Genomic DNA, 18,145 nt, shown 5'->3' on the forward strand with positions numbered 1-18,145 from the left:
GCAGGCATTATAATTGCTAATGCATCGATCCTTCAATATTCGATTTCATGATGCTGGAGCCGCGTCTAAGCCTTTTTCAATTAGAGAAAGGCCGGATATGACGATCGAACCCTTGCTGCCGCTGGTACTCTTCGCATTGGTTTCCACCATAACGCCGGGCGGTGCGACCACGCTCGCGACTGCGTCCGGTGCGCATTTCGGTTTCCGCCGCTCGATACCTGTCATGGGCGGCTTTGCCTTCGGCCTGGGCTCCATGGCCGGTGCGGCGGCGGCTGGGCTGGGTGGCGTTTTGATGGCCTTGCCAATATTGCAAATTGCCATGAAGACGCTGGGCTCGCTCTATTTGATCTGGCTTGCTATTCGAATCGGCAGAAGCGGCCAGCCGCACGAGGCGGCGCAGATGGTGAGGCCGACAGGCTTCCTTGCCGGCGTCTGGATGCTCTGGCACAATCCCAAGGGTTGGGCGATGACAATGGGCGCTGCCGCCTCCTTTGCCGCGCTGGCGGATAGTCCGGCCAGACTTGCATTCCTACTTGGCGTGACCTTCTGCCTTATCGCCGCTTTCTCTTTGGCGGTTTGGTGCGCTCTGGGGCAAATGCTCGGACATCTCTTGAAAACGGCCTGGCAATGGCGAGCACTCAACATTTCTCTCGCTTGCCTCCTCGTGATTTCAATCGTTCCCATGTGGTACGAATAAGACCCGCTGAGATCTCGGATCACGGCCGACCGCGCCAAAGCCATATTGTCAAAGAACCGGCGCGGCCACGCAGGCTTGTTTCGATCGGGCCGTTGAGGTGCCCCTCTTTGAAGGGAGTGCTGTCGCGACCCGCCGCAAGCAAGAGGTCGGCGCTGATGGCAGCCTCCGCATGGTGACCTGCGGCAACCTCCATCAAGCGACTGGCAACGTTGACCGTATCACCCGTCGCAGTGATCTGTTGACGATCGCCGCCGCCGAGCCGCGAGGCGACGATGGTGCCGAAATGAGCGCCGATCTTGAAACCGATTCGCGAGGTTATTCCCTGCGGCAGTGCCGAGAGCCAGTCTCTCATGCGGTGCGCCAGGCGAATGCAACAATGCGCTGCATTGGCAGGATCGGCAGGCTTGGGATGCGGCAGGCCGAAAAGGATCATGGCGCCGTCACCCATGAAGCTGGTAATGGCACCGCCGGATGCAGTGACTTCTTCGTCGACGAGATTGTAGAAGCCGTTCAGCAGTTCACGCACGGCGGTCGGGCCGATCGATTCGCTAAGGCCGGTGAAGCCATTGATATCGATGAAGACGACGGCCGCCTCCTGATGTACCGGCTCTGCGAGAAGGCCGGGATCGCGCGCAAGATGCTCGGCCAGACCAGGCGCCTGGATGCGCTGCAGCAGCTGGCTTTGCTCGGCGAAGCGGGTGGCACGTCTGCGGTCGAGCCAAAGCTGGATCGCGCCAAACAGCAGCGCCGGCGGGACAGTTGCCGCAATCGGAAGGGCGGCGCTTAGCCAAATTCCGTGCTTGAAGGTGCTGACGTTGACGGCAAACCAAAGGAGGACGACGCCCAGCACCGTGATCAGGCCTATGGTGCTGCGCCGCCATGAAAGAAGGCTGACAACGGCAATCGGCAGGCCGACGGCGAAATAAAGGTCGATAAAACGGACGTTGCGGTCGCGTACCAGGCCATCCCCCGCAATCAGATGCGTGATCGAGGTCGCGATAACCTCGACACCGGGCAGAACAGGATCGAACGGCGTCGGAAAGACATCTCCTCCCCCCGTAACGGTCGCGCCGATAACGACGACATGGTCCCTGATCGCGGCTTCAGGCAACTGGCCGCTCAGCGCCGCGCTGGCGCTGATGGTGCGGATCGTTCCGCGCGGACCGTAGAACGAGAGCGGCATGAGATAGCCGGCGTCGGTATGGATGGAGCGGTCGCCGATCTTGATATGGTCGGAAAGAACAGTCGTCTGCTCGCCGCTTGCGGCGGAAACCACGCGCAGCGAAAAGGATGGCTCGATCCGTTCGCCGCTGCGAAACAGCATCGGAACGAAACGCGGCGTGCCCGCCTTGTCGGTCTGCAGATTGACGATCCCATAGCTTGCGGCATCGGCGAACCGCTGCTGCGGCTCGAGGAATTGCAACGCGCTGGGCACGCGGGCGAGAGGCTCGTTGCTGTTGTCGACAACGCGCTGGCGGCTTTCGGGAAAGATGCTGGCTGCGGCCAGCACGACCTTGGTTCGCTTGAGTGATTGCTCCAACGCCGCATCGCCGGCTTCGTCACCGGGATCGACCAGAAGCACGTCGAGGGCGATGGCTTTGGGTCCCTGGGCGGCGATGGCATCAACGATCCTGGCAAGCGTGGCGCGCGGCAAGGGATAGCGCCCGGCCACTCGCGAGGTCTCATCGTCGATGGCGACGATCGTGACGAGATCGGGCGGTTGGCTATGGCCCCCGAGCGTATTGCGGAGATTTGTAAGCGTTGCTTCCGCGCCGTCGATGAAGGGAATGTCGCCGCGCAGGTGCGCAATGCCAAGACCCAGGCTCCAGGCGACAGTCAAGAGAAGCGCAATCAGCGTTTGCAGCGATGGTCTGCGCATGGCGTCGGGATCTCACTGGCCGAGGCGTGCCATCAAGGCGTTTATGCGCGGCTGTCCCCACGGATTGACACGCAAGGCAGAGCGGGTGCGATCCACATCGACGCCTTGCCCTTGCCCGAGCGTCACCCCCTGCTCGGTCGATACCTTGTTAACCGCAACACGGCCGCGCAACACGAGCACGGATGTCTTGCCACGTTGCGCGTCGACGGCCCATCGCGTGCCGCGGACGGCAGCGATCGCCTGCGGCGTTACAACTTCGAATCCACCCTGAACACGGCTACTGTCCACATCGACCAAGGCCGCCTTGCTATCGAGCACGATAGCATCCACCCGGCCATCCCGATTTCGATCAGCAAGGTGGAAATGCGCCCCGCGCTCGACGGTGATGCTAAGCCCAGGCTGACAATTCAAAGTTCGGCGTTCGGTGCTGACGGTCGGCTGCAGCGGGCAATTCGTGACACCTTGCGCGAAAGCTGTGCCGGCGCCGATGACGAACAGGATGCCTGCCGTCAGTCCTAGGCTGCGAATACTGCTTGCATGGATCATGGTGGTGGCCCCTCATCGCATATAACTGGAGCCGCGGACGACGATGTCCAGTCAAAACATGCTCGATCCCCGGGCGCAATGATGCGTCATGAGCGATTGATCTGCAAGTTGTCGTAGCCTCCGGCTTTATAGAGCACCGTCGAAACCAGCCAGCTCAAAAGGAAAATGCCGACGACGGCGAAGCCGAAATTGGCGAGATTGTCATTAAGTTCGCCGATGAAGCTCCAGAAGCCGCCTTCGAGGCCGAGTTTGTCGGCGATGAGCCCCAAAGCCTCGATGCCGCCGATGAAGACGGCGACGACGACCGAAGCCGCGGTAATGGTCAGATTGTACCAGAGCTTGCGCACCGGCTTGACGAAGGCCCAGCCATAGGCGCCTGTCATCAGCGTGCTGTCGAGAGTGTCCATCAGCGACATGCCGGCGGTAAATAGCGCCGGAAAGACGAGTATGGTCCAGAAGGACATGCCCTGCGCGGCTTGAGCGGCGGAAATCCCTAGGAGCCCGATTTCCGTTGCGGTATCGAAGCCGAGGCCGAAAAGGAAGCCGATCGGATACATGTGCCAGGAGCGGGTTACGACCTTGAACATGGGCCGGAAGATGCGCGCCAGGAAGCCGCCGCCGGCAAGCAGCGTATCGAGATCTTCCTCGGCGATCCGCTCACCCCTCTGCGCTCTTCTGAAGGCCGACCACACGCCCTTCAGGACGAGGAGATTGGCCATACCGATCAGCAGCAGAAAAACAGCCGAAACCGTCGTACCGATGACGCCGCCGATATCATGGAACGAATCGAGCTGGCTCTGCATGGCAGCTGCCGTCGCGGCAATCAGGATCGAGGCGATTACGACGATAGAGGAATGACCGAGCGAGAAGAAAAAGCCGACGGCATAGGGCTGCTTCTTTTCCTGAATGAGCTTGCGCACGACATTGTCGATGGCGGCGATGTGATCGGCATCGAAAGCGTGGCGTAGGCCGAACATATAGGCAAGAAGCGCAATGCCAAGCAAAGACGGGCGGTCTGCAAAGGCGACCCAGGCCCAGATCCAAGCGGCAATATTGAAAGCGATCAGCAGCGCGAAGGTGAAGGCGATCTTCGCTCTCGGCTTTTCCGCGCGATCGTCAAATGGATTGAGAATCATACTTTTGTTCCCGTTATGCTTACTCGCAGATTGCCACGGAAACGAATGCGGCGCGACAGTCAAATGACGTAGATGCCGAAGTTTTTCGCAGTGTCGTAAAAATGGGCAGACCCGGCATATGCCAGCCTGCCCTCGCGTTCAGCCCTTCTCGAACGGATAACCTTCATCGGCCCAGCCGGTCATGCCGCCGATCATGACCTTCACGCGCTTGCCGAGCGTGCCCAGGCGCCAAGCAGCCTTGTCAGTGCCATTGCAATGCGGCCCGGCGCAATAGACGACGAACAGGGTATCGTCTGGCCATTCCGCCATCTTCCTCGCGGTCATCTTGCCATGCGGCAGATTGATCGCAGCCGGGATATGCTTCTCCTGGAACATGGCAGGGCCGCGGACATCGAGCAGGACGAAGTCGACATTGCCTGACTTCATGGACTGGTGGACGTCGGAGCAATCGGTTTCGAAGCCAAGCCTCTTGGCATAGTGCTCGGCGACGAGACTGGGATCTGCGGTTGGGATTTCACTGACTAGCGACATGGAACGCTCCTTCTTTGCTTCGGTGCATTCATGCCTGAGGGATCCCGTGGTTGAAATTGGCCGAAATGCCATATAACGTTAATATCATGCCAAACTCAGATAACCCCAATCTTCACGGCCCACATGTCGTCACCCTCGTCTATGACGGGCTCTGCACCTTCGAATTCGGTGTCGCCTACGAAATTTTCGGCCTGCCGCGACCGGAGATGGGTGAGAATTGGTATCGCTTTTCCGCCTGCGCGATCGAGGAAGGCCTACTGCGTGCCGCGGGTGGGCTGACGGCGCAGGTCGATCATGGCCTCGAGGTCATTGCTGATGCCGATCTGATCGTCGTGCCCGGCTGGCGCGGCATAGGCACGCCGGTCCCTGCTCCGCTGATTGCCCAGCTCCAAGCGGCGAGCCGCCGCGGCGTCCGCGTCATGTCTCTCTGCTCTGGCGTCGCGGTCCTCGCCGCCGCCGGCTTGCTTGCCGGCCGCAAGGCGACGACGCATTGGCGCTATGTCGATTCTATTGCCGCGCGCTATCCGGATATATCGGTCGATGCCGATGTTCTCTATGTCGATGAGGATAAGGTGCTCACGGCCGCCGGCAGTGCCGCTGCGATCGATCTCTGCCTGCATGTTGTCCGTCGGGACTTCGGACCTGACGCCGCCAATAGCGTCGCCCGCCGTCTGGTGGTGCCCCCGCATCGCGAAGGCGGGCAGGCACAGTATATCGAGACGCCGGTTTTAAGGCAGCGCGAGGGCGCGCGTTTAGGCCCCCTGCTAGAATGGATGCGCGAGCGTTTGCAGGAAGATCAGCCCATTTCGGCACTTGCCGCGCGAGCGGATATGAGCGTGCGAACCTTCCAGCGCCGTTTCGAGGCGACCACCGGCATGGCGCCGGGCGAATGGCTGCTCAGCGAGCGGCTGCGGCGCGCCCGCGATCTCCTGGAGAAACAGACCGCTATTTCGCTTGACGATGTGGCGGTGGCAAGCGGGTTTGGATCGCTCGCCACCATGCGCCATCATTTTCGGGAGAGGCTTGCGGTAAGCCCAAGCGACTACCGCAAGCGATTTGCAGTCCTCAAAGCAGTTCCAGGAAAAGCGCGTAGCGGTTTTCCATCCGGAACTGCGTAAAACAAAGATGTAGAGCGCTTCGGTGAAGTGCTCTATACCAGCCGGCTCTGTTCCGTCGCCGCTTCGATAAAGCTGGAGAACAGCGGATGCGGTTCCAGTGGACGGGATTTCAGTTCCGGGTGATACTGGACGCCGATGAACCAGGGATGATCCGCATATTCGATCGTCTCAGGCAGCACGCCATCCGGTGACATGCCGGAGAAGGTCAGGCCGCAATCTTCCAGCTTATCCTTGTAGTCGATGTTGACTTCATAGCGGTGGCGATGGCGCTCCGAAATATCGGTGGAGCCGTAGATTTCCGAAATCTTCGTGCCCTTCTTCAGGGCCGCCTTATAGGCACCGAGACGCATGGTGCCGCCGAGATCGCCTGATGCGGTGCGCTTCTGCAGTTCGTTGCCCTTCAGCCATTCCGTCATCAGACCGACGACCGGCTCTTTGGTCGGGCCGAACTCGGTCGACGAGGCATGTTCGACACCCGCCAGATTGCGGGCCGCTTCGATGACGGCCATCTGCATGCCGAAGCAGATGCCAAAATATGGCACCTTGCGTTCGCGCGCGAAACGGGCAGCCAGGATCTTGCCTTCGGAGCCGCGCTCGCCAAAGCCGCCGGGAACGAGAATGCCATGCACCTTCTCGAGATAAGGTGCTGGATCTTCCTTTTCGAAGACCTCGGACTCGATCCATTCCAGCTTGACCTTGACCCGGTTGGCAATGCCGCCGTGGTGCAGCGCTTCGATCAGCGACTTATAGGCATCCTTGAGGCCGGTATATTTGCCGACGATGGCGATGGTCACCTCGCCTTCCGGCGTGCGGATGCGATTGCAGACCTCTTCCCACTGTTCCAGACGCGGCTTCGGAGCCGGCTCGATGCCGAAGGCGGCCAGCACCTCGTTATCCAGGCCTTCCCTGTGGTAAGCCATCGGCACGTCATAGATGTTCGCAACATCGAGCGCTTGAATGACGGCAGATTCCCGCACGTTGCAGAACAGCGAGAGCTTGCGGCGTTCGGCTTCGGGGATTTCCCGGTCGGCACGCACGAGCAAGATATCGGGATGGATGCCGAGGGCCTGCAGTTCCTTGACGGAATGCTGCGTCGGCTTGGTCTTTAATTCGCCAGCAGCCGGAATATACGGCATCAGCGTCAGATGAACGTAAACAGCCGTGCCGCGTGGCAGGTCGTTGCCGAGCTGGCGGATCGCTTCCATGAAAGGCATGGCTTCGATATCGCCGACCGTGCCGCCGATCTCGCAGATGACGAAATCATACTCGTCATTGCCTTCGGTGACGAAATCCTTGATCTCGTTGGTAACGTGCGGAATGACCTGAACGGTCGCGCCGAGATAGTCGCCACGGCGTTCCTTGTCGATGATGTTCTTGTAGATGCGACCGGTGGTGATGTTGTCGGTCTTGGTGGCCGAGCGGCCGGTGAAGCGCTCGTAGTGGCCGAGATCGAGGTCGGTTTCCGCTCCGTCGTCGGTGACGAAGACCTCACCGTGCTGGGTCGGGCTCATGGTGCCCGGATCCACGTTCAGATAGGGGTCGAGTTTGCGCAGGCGGACTCGATAACCACGAGCCTGCAACAACGCTCCGAGAGCCGCAGCCGCAATTCCTTTTCCGAGGGAAGAAACCACGCCGCCAGTGATGAATACATATCGCGCCATGGGAGTCACCGGATACCTTTTCACAAATGATTCCGCTAGCCCTAAAATTCGTTTCCGGAATTTTGGCTACAGAACGCGGAATATGGACAAAACAAAACCGGCAGATCCGAGGACCTGCCGGGGATGATCTTTGGCGACCGGAATTACTTACCGGTCGGAACGCCGCCGTTGTCGGCTGGCGCGGGAGTGGTCGTCGCCGGCGCGGTCTGTTGACCCGTCGCGGCCGGAGCCTGCTGCGCAGGTGCTGCCTGATTCGTTGCGGCCGGCGGGGTCGCCTGCGATTGCGGAGCAACGGCGCCACTGTTCGGCACGCCGCTATTGTCGGCCGGCTTCGGCTGGGTGGTTGCCGGAGCAGCACCCTTCTGGCCACCAAGCGAATCGAGGATACCGTTGCCCTGACCCGCCGTGCTCGGAATACGATTGAGAACGTCGGTCGGACGTGCCTCGAAGCGGGATAGCACGTTCATGCCGAGCGCAAGTGCGAAGAACAGCGCCGCAAGAATGGCCGTGGTGCGCGTCAGCGCATTGGCCGTACCGCGCGCAGACATGAAGCCCGATCCGCCGCCAATGCCAAGGCCGCCACCTTCGGAGCGCTGAATCAGCACCACGCCGATAAGGGCGACGACGATCATGAGATAGATGACAAGCAGTACGGTTTGCATAGATCCAGTCCTGCCCGGTGCGGGCATCAAAAATAAAAGCTCGCGGCTCTTTACATGAGGCTCTCGCCTATTCCAAGCCCTTTTAAGGCCGGAACTCCGGGCAAGTTGTTGCTTCAGGCGAACTGCCGTTCGAATGCGGCATAAATGGCAAGGAAGTCGGCGGCTTTCAAGCTCTGTCCGCCGACAAGCACGCCGTTGACATGCGGAATGTCGAGAAGATTGCGCGCATTCGCGCCGCTGACGGATCCGCCGTAAAGAATTCGCATGTTTGCGCCCTCCTTGCCGAAGCGTTCGATAAGCTCTGCGCGCATGAAGGCATGGGCTTCCTCGACATCTTCGCTGGTCGGAACCACGCCGGTGCCGATTGCCCAGACTGGCTCGTAAGCAATTACGGTCGTTGCCGCGGTCGCACCATCGGGAACCGAGCCGATCAACTCCCGCTTCAAAACGTCGAGCGTCTGGCCGCTATTGCGTTCATAGGCAGTCTCGCCGATGCAGATGATGGCAATCAGGCCGGCATCGTGCGCGGCCTGCGCCTTGGCGCGCACAAGCATGTCGCTTTCCGCGTGATTTCTGCGGCGCTCGGAATGGCCAACGATGACATGCGTGCCGAAGCAATCGGCAATCATTTCGGCCGAGATGTCACCCGTATGAGCGCCGCTGACCTGCTGATGGCAATCCTGGGCGCCGATGGCGAGCGGGCTGTCGTCGCAAAGCGCCGTTGCCACATAGAGCAGCGTCGCCGGGGGGCAGAGCAGCGTGTCGATTTTCTCCGACAGTGGCGTCTTGACGCCATCCGCGATCGCCTTGATCTGATCCAGGCTCGCGCGTGTGCCGTTCATCTTCCAGTTTCCGGCCAAAAGCGGCCGTATCGTCTTCGTCATTCCGTTTCTCCCCCTATTTCATCCATCGGACTAACAAAAAGGCGGAGCAAAGGAAAGTTAGCGAACAAGGCCGAAACCTGTTCAAATCGTTTGAAAAAATGCTTATCCGGAAAATAAATCGAATTGTGCGATGTGTTTCACGACGCCTGTGGATCGACGAGCCAGTTTAGGACGTTGCGCCAATCGGTCATGCGCACCGGCGTTCCGTGGTTTCCGGTTTCGAAAAGCGTAAAACGCGTGGGATAATGCGCCTTGTAAAGTTTCTCGAACAAGGCTTGCTGGTCGGCGGCGGCGTAGACTGGATCCTTGCTGCCATGGGTAAACCAGAGCGGCAGCTTTGCCTTGTAGAATGCGCTCTTCGTGAAATCCGGATCGGTAACGCCACTCAGGATCGCCATGCCCTTCAGCCGTTTGACGCTTTCGGCATCGCGCGTGATGCCCCAGCAGATGAAGCTCCCCATGGAAGCACAGGTGAGGATGACGGGCTTGCCGCCGGATTGCTCGTAGGAATAGCGGATGAGCGCCGCGATATCGGCAACGCCATTGCTGTCGAAACCTCTGACGCTCGGCGCATAATAGGTGCCGCCGTTCTTGTAAGCCAGGTTCTTCAGCCGGTTGAAATTGCCGCCGAACGTATAGTCGTTGGAGCCAAGCCGGCGGTCGCCGCCTCGGCCGTGAATGAAGATCACGGTAAAGGCCTGTTTGGATGCGGGGCCTATGCGGGTGACATCGACCCTGCGATCGCCGATCTCGAGCGTTTCGTCTTCCTGCGCCTTCCAGCGCACGCCGGTATCGACATAAGCCGGTTTGACGCGCTTTTCCGGAATCTGATCGCGGCCGTTAATGTCACGCATTTCCTGATAATCGATCGTCTGGAAGGCGCCGTTGTCGTGACTCTCAATGACCGTCTGGCTGGAAAACAGTTCGTCCTTGAACGGCTTGAGCATCTCGGCAGAGGTTCCCGAGGCGGTCGCGAGCAACAAAATGCCCGAGATTGCGGACAGAACGGGCAAATGAGCTGTGGACATTGGCATGCGGATACTTCCTCCGATCGGCCATCGGGCTTGCCATTCTTCACCCGGCAACGCAAATCTCTTTCATGAATCTGCCCCGTCGTGGGGCGCCATCGCTCTTGTGCGCTGTTTCTGGCAGAATCACGGTGATTCGCGAATAGCGGCGACAAATGCGATAATGAAGGGGTCTGGCCCCACCAGAACAAATCTGAGCAGCTTGAAATTCTATGGACAATAGCAACGATCTCTTCTCCGGACTCCCCCACTCCCCGAAGCCGGAGGCAGCGGAAAAGCCGGCGGTAAAGGCAGAAAAGCCTGCTCCTGCGCCCGCACAGCGCGCGGCGCCGACGACCCAGTCGTCGGAGGAATATGGCGCGAGTTCGATTCGTGTTCTCGAAGGGCTCGAGCCGGTCCGCATGCGCCCCGGCATGTATATTGGTGGCACAGACGAGAAGGCGCTGCACCACCTTTTCGCCGAAGTGATCGACAACTCGATGGACGAGGCTGTGGCCGGTCACGCCAATTTCATCGAAGTCTATCTCGATCGTGAAGGTTACCTCACCGTCACGGATAACGGCCGTGGCATTCCGGTGGAAAACCATCCGCAGGTGCCCGGCAAATCGACGCTCGAAGTCATCATGACCAAGCTGCATGCCGGCGGTAAGTTCGACGGCAAGGCCTATGAGACCTCCGGCGGTCTGCACGGTGTCGGCGTGTCCGTCGTCAATGCGCTGTCCGACGACCTGGAAGTCGAAGTTGCCCGCAATCGCAAGCTCTATCGCCAGCGCTTCTCGCGGGGCCTGCCGGTGGGCGGCTTGGAAGAGCTGGGCGATGTGCATAACCGGCGCGGCACCCGCGTCCGCTTCCATCCCGATCCACAGATCTTCGGCGATCATGCCCGCTTCGATCCGGCCCGCGTTTTCCGCATGGCCCGTTCCAAGGCCTATCTGTTCGGCGGCGTCGAGATCCGTTGGAGCTGTGATCCCGAGCTGGCGCCGGAAGGCGCCGATGTTCCGGAAAAGGCGGTCTTTCACTTCCCAGGCGGCCTGAAGGATTATCTCAAGGCGACGATGGGCAACGAATTCACCGTCACCCGCGAAATCTTTGCAGGCAAGTCTGAGAAGGAAAGCGGCCACGGCTCGCTCGAATGGGCCATCACCTGGTATGGCGGCGACCCGCAGATCCATTCCTATTGCAATACGATTCCGACCCCAGAAGGCGGCACGCACGAGGCGGGCCTCCGCATCGCATTGACGAAGGGCCTGAAAAACTACGCCGATCTCACCCAGAACAAGCGTGCGGCCAATATCACGACCGATGACGTGATGATTTCCGGCGTCGGCATGCTGTCGATCTTCATCCGCGAGCCGGAATTTGTCGGCCAGACCAAGGACAGGCTTGCGACGGTCGAAGCCCAGCGCATCGTCGAAAACGCCCTGCGTGACCCTTTCGACCACTATCTTACCGATAATCCGGCCGAAGCCGAGAAGCTGCTGGAATGGGTGATCGAGCGCTCCGAAGAGCGCATGCGCCGCCGCAAGGAGAAGGAAGTCAATCGCAAGACGGCTGTGCGCAAGCTGCGCTTGCCCGGCAAGTTGGCGGACTGCTCGCAGAACTCCGCCGCTGGCGCTGAACTTTTCCTGGTCGAAGGTGACTCGGCTGGTGGCTCTGCCAAGCAGGCGCGCAACCGCTTGAATCAGGCGATCCTGCCGCTGCGCGGCAAGATCCTCAACGTCGCCAGCGCCGGTCGCGAGAAGCTTTCCGCCAACCAACAGATTGCCGATCTGGTGCAGGCGCTCGGTTGCGGCACGCGCTCGAAATATCGCGAGGAAGATCTTCGCTATCAGCGCATCGTCGTCATGACCGATGCCGACGTCGATGGCGCTCACATCGCCTCCCTGCTGATCACCTTCTTCTATCAGGAGATGCCCGAGCTGATCCGCCAGGGCCATCTCTTTCTGGCCGTACCGCCGCTCTACAAGATCACGCAGGGCTCGAAATCCATCTATGCCCGCGACGACGCCCACCGCCTGGAACTCATGCAGACGGAATTCAAGGGCAAAGGCAAGCTCGAGATCAGCCGCTTCAAAGGTCTGGGCGAAATGCTGCCGGCCCAGCTCAAGGAAACGACGATGGACCCGGCCAAGCGCACATTGCTGCGCGTCGAGATCGACGAAGTGGATTTCGAAGGCACCCGCGACGCGGTCGACAATCTGATGGGCACCAAGGCCGACGCACGCTTCCGCTTCATTCAGGAGCGCGCTGCCTTTGCAGAGGATCTGGATATCTGACGGCGAACCCACCGCCGAACGGATTTGCTGATCCTGCTTACCAAAACAGTTTCAATTGGACGCAGAAACTCAGTCTTTTACGTTCAAGATGCTTTGTGGCCTTGATTATGGCGCGCAGGGCAGTCGTGCTATTGTCATGACGGCTGAATAAGAAGCTTGAAGCCGTTGCTCTTGAAACGGCCTAGATCATACCCCATAACCGGGTGATCTGGTAAATAGGGGCGAAGTAAGACCGGTGGGTGTATTTGAACGTCATAAGCCAAAGGAACACCGGTGGCTGGGGCCGAGCGCGCATGCGCGCATGCCTTTGATCCCATCCATTTCCGCGGCACGCTGGCTGCTGATTCTGATTGCCATTGCCGGCATTTATTTCTTCTACGGCTTTCTCGTTCCGGTTCTGGCCGCCGCGGTGATCGGCTTTGCCACTTGGCCGCTTTACAGCGATATCGTCCGGCGAACGGGCGGGAACACCACAGTTGCCGCCACCATCGCCATCGCATTCATCGTGACCTTTCTGGTTCTGCCGATCGTTCTTTCCGCCCTCTACATGGCAGGAGAAGTACGCGACTGGTTCGGCTGGGCAATCCATGTGAATCGTGAGGGGGCGCCGCCGCCGCAATGGATTCTGGCTTTGCCGGTCGTCGGCTCCTGGCTCGGCGAGCAGTGGACGCAATATGTCGGCAGCCCTGGCTCACTCGGTGAGTTGGCGCAGCTCGTAAGCGGCGCCCATATCGGCAATATCTACAGGGCAGTACTTGCAGCAGGCGGTGGCGCCTTTCACGTCGTCTTGACCCTGCTCTTCATGCTGATCGCGCTGTTTTTCATCTATCGCGATGGCTCGACCTTCGTTCGTCAGGTCGATCTGCTCGGCGAGAAGATTCTCCCAAATCGCTGGGAACGCATTTCCCGCGTCGTGCCGGCGACGATCAGCTCTACCGTCATGGGCATGACGCTGATCGCTATCGGTGAAGGCATCGTTCTCGGGGTGGCCTATTGGATTGCCGGCGCTCCATCGGCCATCACGCTCGGCGTCCTCACGGGCGTCATGGCTCTTGTCCCGGGTGGCGCCCCGCTCTCGATGTCGCTCGTTTCGATCTATCTCGTCGCCAGCGGCTCGCTTTGGGCCGGTATTGGCCTCTTCCTCTGGGGTACGATCGAGCTTTTCATTGTCGACAAGACGCTTCGCCCCAAACTCGTTGGCGGGCCGATCAAGCTGCCGTTCCTCCCCACCTTTTTCGGCCTGGTGGGCGGCGTGAAGACCATGGGCTTCCTCGGGCTCTTCATCGGCCCGGTGCTGATGGCCATCATCGTTGCCATTTGGCGCGAGTGGATTCGCGAAGCCGAATTGACTGAGGAGCAGCACGCGCAGGAGCCAGAACTGCAGTTGCACGTCCGGGACGCTGCCGAGGGTTGATTGCTCAGCTGGTTTGTTTCAGCCGTTTTTCCATGAAAAGGCTCAGTGGATCCGGCTGATAGCTGCCGAAAGGCGGAATTTCGAGATAACCGAATTTCCGGTAGAGTCCGATCGCTTCCGGTTGATATATGCCGGTTTCAAGCCGCACCGCGGAAAGGTCTTTTTCGAGCGCCGCCGCTTCGAGCGTTTCCATGAGGCTGCGTGCGACGCTTCGGCCCCTGGCGGCCGGATCGACGAACATGCGCTTGATCTCCGCCGTGCCGTCACCGGCTTCCACCAGTGCGCAACATCCGACGATCATCTCCTCCACCCTGGCGACCCAGAAGGTCACCTCAGCCTTCTCCAGCGAAGACAGATCAAGCATATGGTTGCTTTCCGCCGGATAGAGCGATTCCGCATAGGCGCTCGACATGTCGAGAAGGCGAATGACGCCTTCCTGACGCGGGGATTCGATAGCGATCGTCAGTGACAAGATGAACCTCGGAACCTAGAGCATGTCGCGCAAAAATGTGCAGCGGTTTTGCGATAACGACATGCGCGAAATCAAAGACCTAAAGCGCCGGAAGCGAATCTGAAAGATCGCGACGCGCTTTAGAACGCCGGCTGGATATCACGCGGCGGCGAGCGTCGCCAGTGCGGCAAAGCTGCGCGCAGTTTGCCGCTTTTCGGCATTGGCAAGCTTCTCGACCATGTCGAGGAGCTGCGTTGCAGCAACCGGGCTTTGCTCCGCAAGGCGGAACTTTCGCATCAGCCGCGAAGAAACATCTTCCAGCATCGCCGTACCGTTCCTGCGGGAGGATTCGCGCCAGATCATCGTCGCCTCGACGAAGATCGTGCTGATATCCCGAGGCAGCCCTGCGCTTTCGTAGAGCGCCCGCAAGGCATGGACGCGTCCTCTGGAAACGATCGAGCGCACGCGCCGTTCGTCGCATCCGGAAAGATTGGTGATCGCGCTGGCAAAGAAATCGACCTTGCCGGAGCAAAGCGCATGCATCAGGAATGCCGGCGTCAGCCAGCCGCTGCGCCTCAGATGCTCGACCAGATCGGGCAATTGCTCGTGCTGCGCCGTTCCTGCAATGGCAACAGTTGCGGATTCCGTCGCCTCACGCGTGACTTGTTGCAGTCTGGAGCTGCCGACAAAACTCTGCACGAGAGGTGAATCGGAAAGCGCCACGCTGACCTTGCGCATCAGTAGGTGTGTGATGTCCGAGGCGAGCATATCGCGTGAAAGAAGCAGTCCGCGTATGTCGGCGCAGTCGCCCATGCGCTCGGCGATGCGCTTGAGCGAGGCCTGCGAAAGCAAGGCACCGTCGTTCTCAAGCAGACACAGAATTTCGGCCTCTCCGCCCATCTCGGCAAGCGCAGCACAAACGGCACGCGGCACCTCCCCGCGTGACGCGATCAGTACCCGCGTCACGTCGCTACCCCGCAATGCGAGATCGACGAGATCGGCATCGGTGAACACGGGCGAAAACAGGATGATCTGCCCGGCGATTTCAGGCTGATCCTCGGCTAGAGACAAAATGACGTTCCGCGGGGCGCCGGCCGAATGCGCGACCGCCTCTGCGAGCGCCAGCCGCACGCGAGGAGACGGATCGTCGAGCAGATAGGTCATCGCCATCTCGGCGGCTGCGCGCTCTTCCTCCGGCATCTCCGACTGCAGATAGGCCCTGCCGAGCGCATTGGCCGCCCGGGTTCTGCTTTCTGCCTTGGCGGTTTCAGCCCAGCGAAGGAATGCTTCTATGATCACGTAACGCCCCGATATCGGCGAGGCGATTCTTGCCCCGCAAATTCCTAGGCTTCACCTTATCGAGCAAAGGTTTACGGGACGTTTACCTTGCTTGTTAACCTTTCGTCTGCAGGCGTGAGTGGCGCCTTCAGGGCGCCTTTGGCCTCATCATCTCGAAGACCTCGCTGCCCTCGCTATAATCCATATAGCCCATGCGTGCGATGGGACGCGCTAGCGCCATGTCCAGCCGACCTTCGCGAATGATCGTCTCGTCAATATGGATACCGACGACCTGGCCGATGACCATGATATTTTCAGATGTCTCGCCATTCAGACCCTTGGGCTGGAGGACTTCAGTCACCCGGCATTCGAGCACGGCAAAGGCTTCGGCAACATAGGGCGCATCGACCAGCTCGCCCGGCTTCGCTGTCAGTCCGGCAAGTTCGAATTCGTTGACCCCATAGGGAACGGCAATCGAAGAGTGGTTCATCTTCTCCACGATATGGCGACTGACGAGGTTGGCGGTAAAGACGCCGGTTTCCTCGACATTGCGCACGCTGTCCTTTCGACCAGCGGAAGAAAACATTACCAGCTTCGGCCGATCGCTGACGGCATTGAAAAAGGAATAGGGCGAGAGGTTCAGCGAACCGTCCCTGCCCTTGCTGCCGATCCAGCCGATCGGCCGCGGCGCGACGATCGCCTTGAACGGATCATGCGCCAGACCGTGGCGATTGGTGTCTGTCGTATAGAACATCACGCGTCCTCGCCGCCGATCCAGGTCACCGTTTCCGATAGCTCCGGGCGCGGGCGTTCGACCGGCGGGAAGCTTGTGGAGCCGATATGGATGAAGCCGGCGACCTTCTCGCCAGGCTTTACGCCGAGCAGCGGATAGGCGCGTTCGTCGAAGGCGAACCATTCCGTCAGCCAGTTGGAGACCCAGCCATGGGCATTGGCCGCCATTAACAAGTTCAAGCAAAGCGCGCCCGCCGACATCAACTGCTCCCACTCCGGGATCTTGAAATGCGGCGCCGCCTTGCTGACGACTGCGATGACTACGGGTGCACGAGTGAACCGGGTGCGCTCGACCTGGATCATTTCCTCCGACAGGTCCGGCTTGGCTTCCAGCGCGAGCTTCAGCAACCCTTCACTGATGCGGGCGCGTTCTCCGCCGCGATAGACGATGAAGCGCCAGGGCGCGAGCTTGCCATGATCCGGCACGCGCGAGGCCAACCGGAGAATCTCCTCGATTTCAGCCTTGTCCGGACCCGGTTCAGACATTTGAAACGCGGGAATAGATCGGCGCACCGCGAGATAGTCGACCAGCTTGATATCGGTTTTCATTAAGGAACTGCCTTCATTTGGGCTTTATGGGATGTAGGTCTTGAATTTGCCACCGCATTGGTTTTGAAGTGGCGTGTGTTTTATCGGAAGTCAATCGGTTGGGTATTCATGTCAGGCATTTCATCCGCTCGCCGATTGAGCGCGGCTTTCGCGATGCTTGTGAGCATGAACACTGCCGTCCCGGCGCAGGATGCCTTTAAGGAATTCAAGCAGCTCGACGGCAGCGCCAAGATGCCGAAGCTCAATGCTTTCGTGGCACCGAATGGCGAGAATTCGCCTGCGCGCACATTGCGCGACGTTTCCCTCGAAGCCAAGCTCACGCCCCAGAGCGGCCCGCAGCAGCAGGGCCTTGCCTGGTACGTCTTCAGCCCGATTGCGGGCGCTGATGGCAAACTGCCGCTGGTCGCCAGTTCGCGCGGAGGCTCGGCCTCCTTTCACCTTTTGCCCGGCGACTATTTCGTCAATGTCTCTTTCGGCCGCGCCGGCGTCACCAAACGGCTGAGCGTGCCTGAAAGCGGCGATACCCAGAAGCAGACGATGGTTCTCGATGCTGGTGGCATGGTTCTGAACGCCGTATCCGGACCCGATGTCCGCATCCCTCCGAACGAGCTGAGCTTCTCGATCTATTCGAGCGAAACCAAAGAAGACGGCGAACGCGGTCTTGTCATGGACGACGTCAAACCAAACACGCTGGTCGGCCTCAGTGCCGGCACCTATCATGTCGTCTCCGAATATGGCGAGGTCAATGCCGTCATCCGCGCCGATATCCAGGTGGAAGCCGGCAAGGTAACGGAAGCGACCATTCAGCACAGGGCGGCGAAGATCACCTTCAAGCTGGTTTCGGATGCCGGCGGCGAGGCAATCGCCGATACCGCTTGGTCGATCCTGACGGCTGCAGGCGATATCGTCGGGGAGAGCGTCAGCGCGTTTCCGACCATGGTGCTTGCGGAAGGCCGCTACACGGCCGTCGCCCGCAACAAGAACAAGATCTATCAGCGCGATTTCACGGTCGCCGCCGGCATGAATACGGATGTGGAAGTGTTGATGAAGCAGCAGCAGCCGCAGGAGGTCGATACCGAGCAATCGGCCCGACAGCTGCCGATCCAGATGCCGCCAATGCGCCAGAGCCAGACACCGCCGGCCACCACCAACCAGCAGCCGCTGCCCACCTATGAACAATTGGCGCCGGCCGCTGGCGGCGACGACGGCGATAGCATGGATTGACGACTGCGACGGCGCCATT

Annotated in this window: 17 protein-coding genes; 5 read left to right on the forward strand and 12 right to left on the reverse strand. The window is 59.9% G+C overall.

Annotated elements, in window-relative coordinates; translation table 11 throughout:
- Positions 1 to 97 precede the first annotated feature (97 nt).
- Positions 98 to 697 carry a LysE family translocator gene (locus RTCIAT899_RS09165; RefSeq protein WP_015339941.1) on the forward strand — a complete coding sequence of 200 codons (600 nt, stop codon included), beginning with the start codon at positions 98 to 100 and terminating at the stop codon, positions 695 to 697.
- A 19-nt stretch (positions 698 to 716) separates the two neighbouring features.
- Here RTCIAT899_RS09165 and RTCIAT899_RS09170 read toward each other — a convergent pair whose 3' ends face one another.
- The 4 genes from RTCIAT899_RS09170 to RTCIAT899_RS09185 all read right to left on the reverse strand — a co-directional run bounded on the left by RTCIAT899_RS09170 (position 717) and on the right by RTCIAT899_RS09185 (position 4,789).
- Positions 717 to 2,576 carry a CHASE2 domain-containing protein gene (locus RTCIAT899_RS09170; protein WP_015339942.1) on the reverse strand — a complete coding sequence of 620 codons (1,860 nt, stop codon included), beginning with the start codon at positions 2,574 to 2,576 and terminating at the stop codon, positions 717 to 719.
- 12 nt (positions 2,577 to 2,588) lie between these two features.
- Entirely contained in the window at positions 2,589 to 3,122 is a 534-nt protein-coding gene (locus RTCIAT899_RS09175; protein WP_015339943.1) for a FecR domain-containing protein, read from the reverse strand.
- Positions 3,123 to 3,208: 86 nt separating this feature from the next.
- Positions 3,209 to 4,258, reverse strand: a complete 1,050-nt coding sequence (locus tag RTCIAT899_RS09180; RefSeq protein ID WP_015339944.1) for a HoxN/HupN/NixA family nickel/cobalt transporter — start codon at positions 4,256 to 4,258, stop codon at positions 3,209 to 3,211.
- 138 nt (positions 4,259 to 4,396) lie between these two features.
- Positions 4,397 to 4,789 (reverse strand): rhodanese-like domain-containing protein, encoded by a 393-nt coding sequence (locus RTCIAT899_RS09185; protein WP_015339945.1) that lies wholly within the window; start codon positions 4,787 to 4,789, stop codon positions 4,397 to 4,399.
- Positions 4,790 to 4,854: 65 nt separating this feature from the next.
- Between RTCIAT899_RS09185 and ftrA the strand changes: the two genes are divergently transcribed.
- Positions 4,855 to 5,907 carry a transcriptional regulator FtrA gene (gene ftrA, locus RTCIAT899_RS09190; RefSeq protein WP_015339946.1) on the forward strand — a complete coding sequence of 351 codons (1,053 nt, stop codon included), beginning with the start codon at positions 4,855 to 4,857 and terminating at the stop codon, positions 5,905 to 5,907.
- 32 nt (positions 5,908 to 5,939) lie between these two features.
- Here ftrA and RTCIAT899_RS09195 read toward each other — a convergent pair whose 3' ends face one another.
- The 4 genes from RTCIAT899_RS09195 to RTCIAT899_RS09210 all read right to left on the reverse strand — a co-directional run bounded on the left by RTCIAT899_RS09195 (position 5,940) and on the right by RTCIAT899_RS09210 (position 10,148).
- Positions 5,940 to 7,577, reverse strand: a complete 1,638-nt coding sequence (locus tag RTCIAT899_RS09195; protein WP_015339947.1) for a CTP synthase — start codon at positions 7,575 to 7,577, stop codon at positions 5,940 to 5,942.
- Positions 7,578 to 7,711: 134 nt separating this feature from the next.
- The gene (gene secG, locus RTCIAT899_RS09200; protein WP_015339948.1) at positions 7,712 to 8,230 is read right to left on the reverse strand and encodes a preprotein translocase subunit SecG; all 519 of its coding nucleotides are present in this window, start codon (positions 8,228 to 8,230) and stop codon (positions 7,712 to 7,714) included.
- Positions 8,231 to 8,343: 113 nt separating this feature from the next.
- Positions 8,344 to 9,114 (reverse strand): triose-phosphate isomerase, encoded by a 771-nt coding sequence (gene tpiA / locus RTCIAT899_RS09205; RefSeq protein WP_015339949.1) that lies wholly within the window; start codon positions 9,112 to 9,114, stop codon positions 8,344 to 8,346.
- 137 nt (positions 9,115 to 9,251) lie between these two features.
- A complete protein-coding gene (locus tag RTCIAT899_RS09210) occupies positions 9,252 to 10,148 on the reverse strand; it encodes an alpha/beta fold hydrolase (RefSeq protein ID WP_015339950.1) in 897 nt (298 codons plus the stop codon).
- 206 nt (positions 10,149 to 10,354) lie between these two features.
- On the opposite strand from RTCIAT899_RS09210, the gene parE reads away from it, so the two are divergent.
- Both parE and RTCIAT899_RS09220 read left to right on the forward strand, forming a co-directional pair.
- Positions 10,355 to 12,418: a DNA topoisomerase IV subunit B gene (gene parE, locus RTCIAT899_RS09215; protein WP_015339951.1), complete on the forward strand. Its 2,064-nt coding sequence runs from the start codon at positions 10,355 to 10,357 to the stop codon at positions 12,416 to 12,418.
- Between the two features lie 235 nt (positions 12,419 to 12,653).
- The gene (locus tag RTCIAT899_RS09220) at positions 12,654 to 13,832 is read left to right on the forward strand and encodes an AI-2E family transporter (protein WP_041677444.1); all 1,179 of its coding nucleotides are present in this window, start codon (positions 12,654 to 12,656) and stop codon (positions 13,830 to 13,832) included.
- Between the two features lie 4 nt (positions 13,833 to 13,836).
- Here the strand turns inward: RTCIAT899_RS09220 and RTCIAT899_RS09225 are convergent, their stop codons facing one another.
- The 4 genes from RTCIAT899_RS09225 to RTCIAT899_RS09240 form a co-directional block, all read right to left on the reverse strand.
- Positions 13,837 to 14,304: a GNAT family N-acetyltransferase gene (locus RTCIAT899_RS09225; RefSeq protein WP_015339953.1), complete on the reverse strand. Its 468-nt coding sequence runs from the start codon at positions 14,302 to 14,304 to the stop codon at positions 13,837 to 13,839.
- 138 nt (positions 14,305 to 14,442) lie between these two features.
- Entirely contained in the window at positions 14,443 to 15,597 is a 1,155-nt protein-coding gene (locus RTCIAT899_RS09230) for a DUF2336 domain-containing protein (protein WP_041677445.1), read from the reverse strand.
- 112 nt (positions 15,598 to 15,709) lie between these two features.
- Positions 15,710 to 16,315, reverse strand: a complete 606-nt coding sequence (locus RTCIAT899_RS09235) for a flavin reductase family protein (RefSeq protein WP_015339955.1) — start codon at positions 16,313 to 16,315, stop codon at positions 15,710 to 15,712.
- The gene (locus RTCIAT899_RS09240; protein ID WP_015339956.1) at positions 16,315 to 16,902 is read right to left on the reverse strand and encodes a nitroreductase family protein; all 588 of its coding nucleotides are present in this window, start codon (positions 16,900 to 16,902) and stop codon (positions 16,315 to 16,317) included. Before RTCIAT899_RS09240 ends, RTCIAT899_RS09235 begins: the two co-directional genes overlap by 1 nt.
- A 108-nt stretch (positions 16,903 to 17,010) precedes the next feature.
- Between RTCIAT899_RS09240 and RTCIAT899_RS09245 the strand changes: the two genes are divergently transcribed.
- Positions 17,011 to 18,126: a hypothetical protein gene (locus tag RTCIAT899_RS09245; RefSeq protein ID WP_041677446.1), complete on the forward strand. Its 1,116-nt coding sequence runs from the start codon at positions 17,011 to 17,013 to the stop codon at positions 18,124 to 18,126.
- Positions 18,127 to 18,145 lie beyond the last annotated feature (19 nt).

The organism is Rhizobium tropici CIAT 899 (assembly GCF_000330885.1).
GTDB classification, from domain to species: Bacteria; Pseudomonadota; Alphaproteobacteria; order Rhizobiales; family Rhizobiaceae; genus Rhizobium; species Rhizobium tropici.

Excerpts from the sequence above, each read along its gene's own strand:
- RTCIAT899_RS09165 (WP_015339941.1), top strand. The coding sequence starts at position 98 with ATGACGATCGAACCCTTGCTGCCGCTGGTACTCTTCGCATTGGTTTCC.
- RTCIAT899_RS09170 (WP_015339942.1), bottom strand. The coding sequence starts at position 2,576 with ATGCGCAGACCATCGCTGCAAACGCTGATTGCGCTTCTCTTGACTGTC.
- RTCIAT899_RS09175 (WP_015339943.1), bottom strand. The coding sequence starts at position 3,122 with ATGATCCATGCAAGCAGTATTCGCAGCCTAGGACTGACGGCAGGCATC.
- RTCIAT899_RS09180 (WP_015339944.1), bottom strand. The coding sequence starts at position 4,258 with ATGATTCTCAATCCATTTGACGATCGCGCGGAAAAGCCGAGAGCGAAG.
- RTCIAT899_RS09185 (WP_015339945.1), bottom strand. The coding sequence starts at position 4,789 with ATGTCGCTAGTCAGTGAAATCCCAACCGCAGATCCCAGTCTCGTCGCC.
- ftrA (WP_015339946.1), top strand. The coding sequence starts at position 4,855 with ATGCCATATAACGTTAATATCATGCCAAACTCAGATAACCCCAATCTT.
- secG (WP_015339948.1), bottom strand. The coding sequence starts at position 8,230 with ATGCAAACCGTACTGCTTGTCATCTATCTCATGATCGTCGTCGCCCTT.
- tpiA (WP_015339949.1), bottom strand. The coding sequence starts at position 9,114 with ATGACGAAGACGATACGGCCGCTTTTGGCCGGAAACTGGAAGATGAAC.
- RTCIAT899_RS09210 (WP_015339950.1), bottom strand. The coding sequence starts at position 10,148 with ATGCCAATGTCCACAGCTCATTTGCCCGTTCTGTCCGCAATCTCGGGC.
- parE (WP_015339951.1), top strand. The coding sequence starts at position 10,355 with ATGGACAATAGCAACGATCTCTTCTCCGGACTCCCCCACTCCCCGAAG.
- RTCIAT899_RS09235 (WP_015339955.1), bottom strand. The coding sequence starts at position 16,315 with ATGTTCTATACGACAGACACCAATCGCCACGGTCTGGCGCATGATCCG.
- RTCIAT899_RS09240 (WP_015339956.1), bottom strand. The coding sequence starts at position 16,902 with ATGAAAACCGATATCAAGCTGGTCGACTATCTCGCGGTGCGCCGATCT.
- RTCIAT899_RS09245 (WP_041677446.1), top strand. The coding sequence starts at position 17,011 with ATGTCAGGCATTTCATCCGCTCGCCGATTGAGCGCGGCTTTCGCGATG.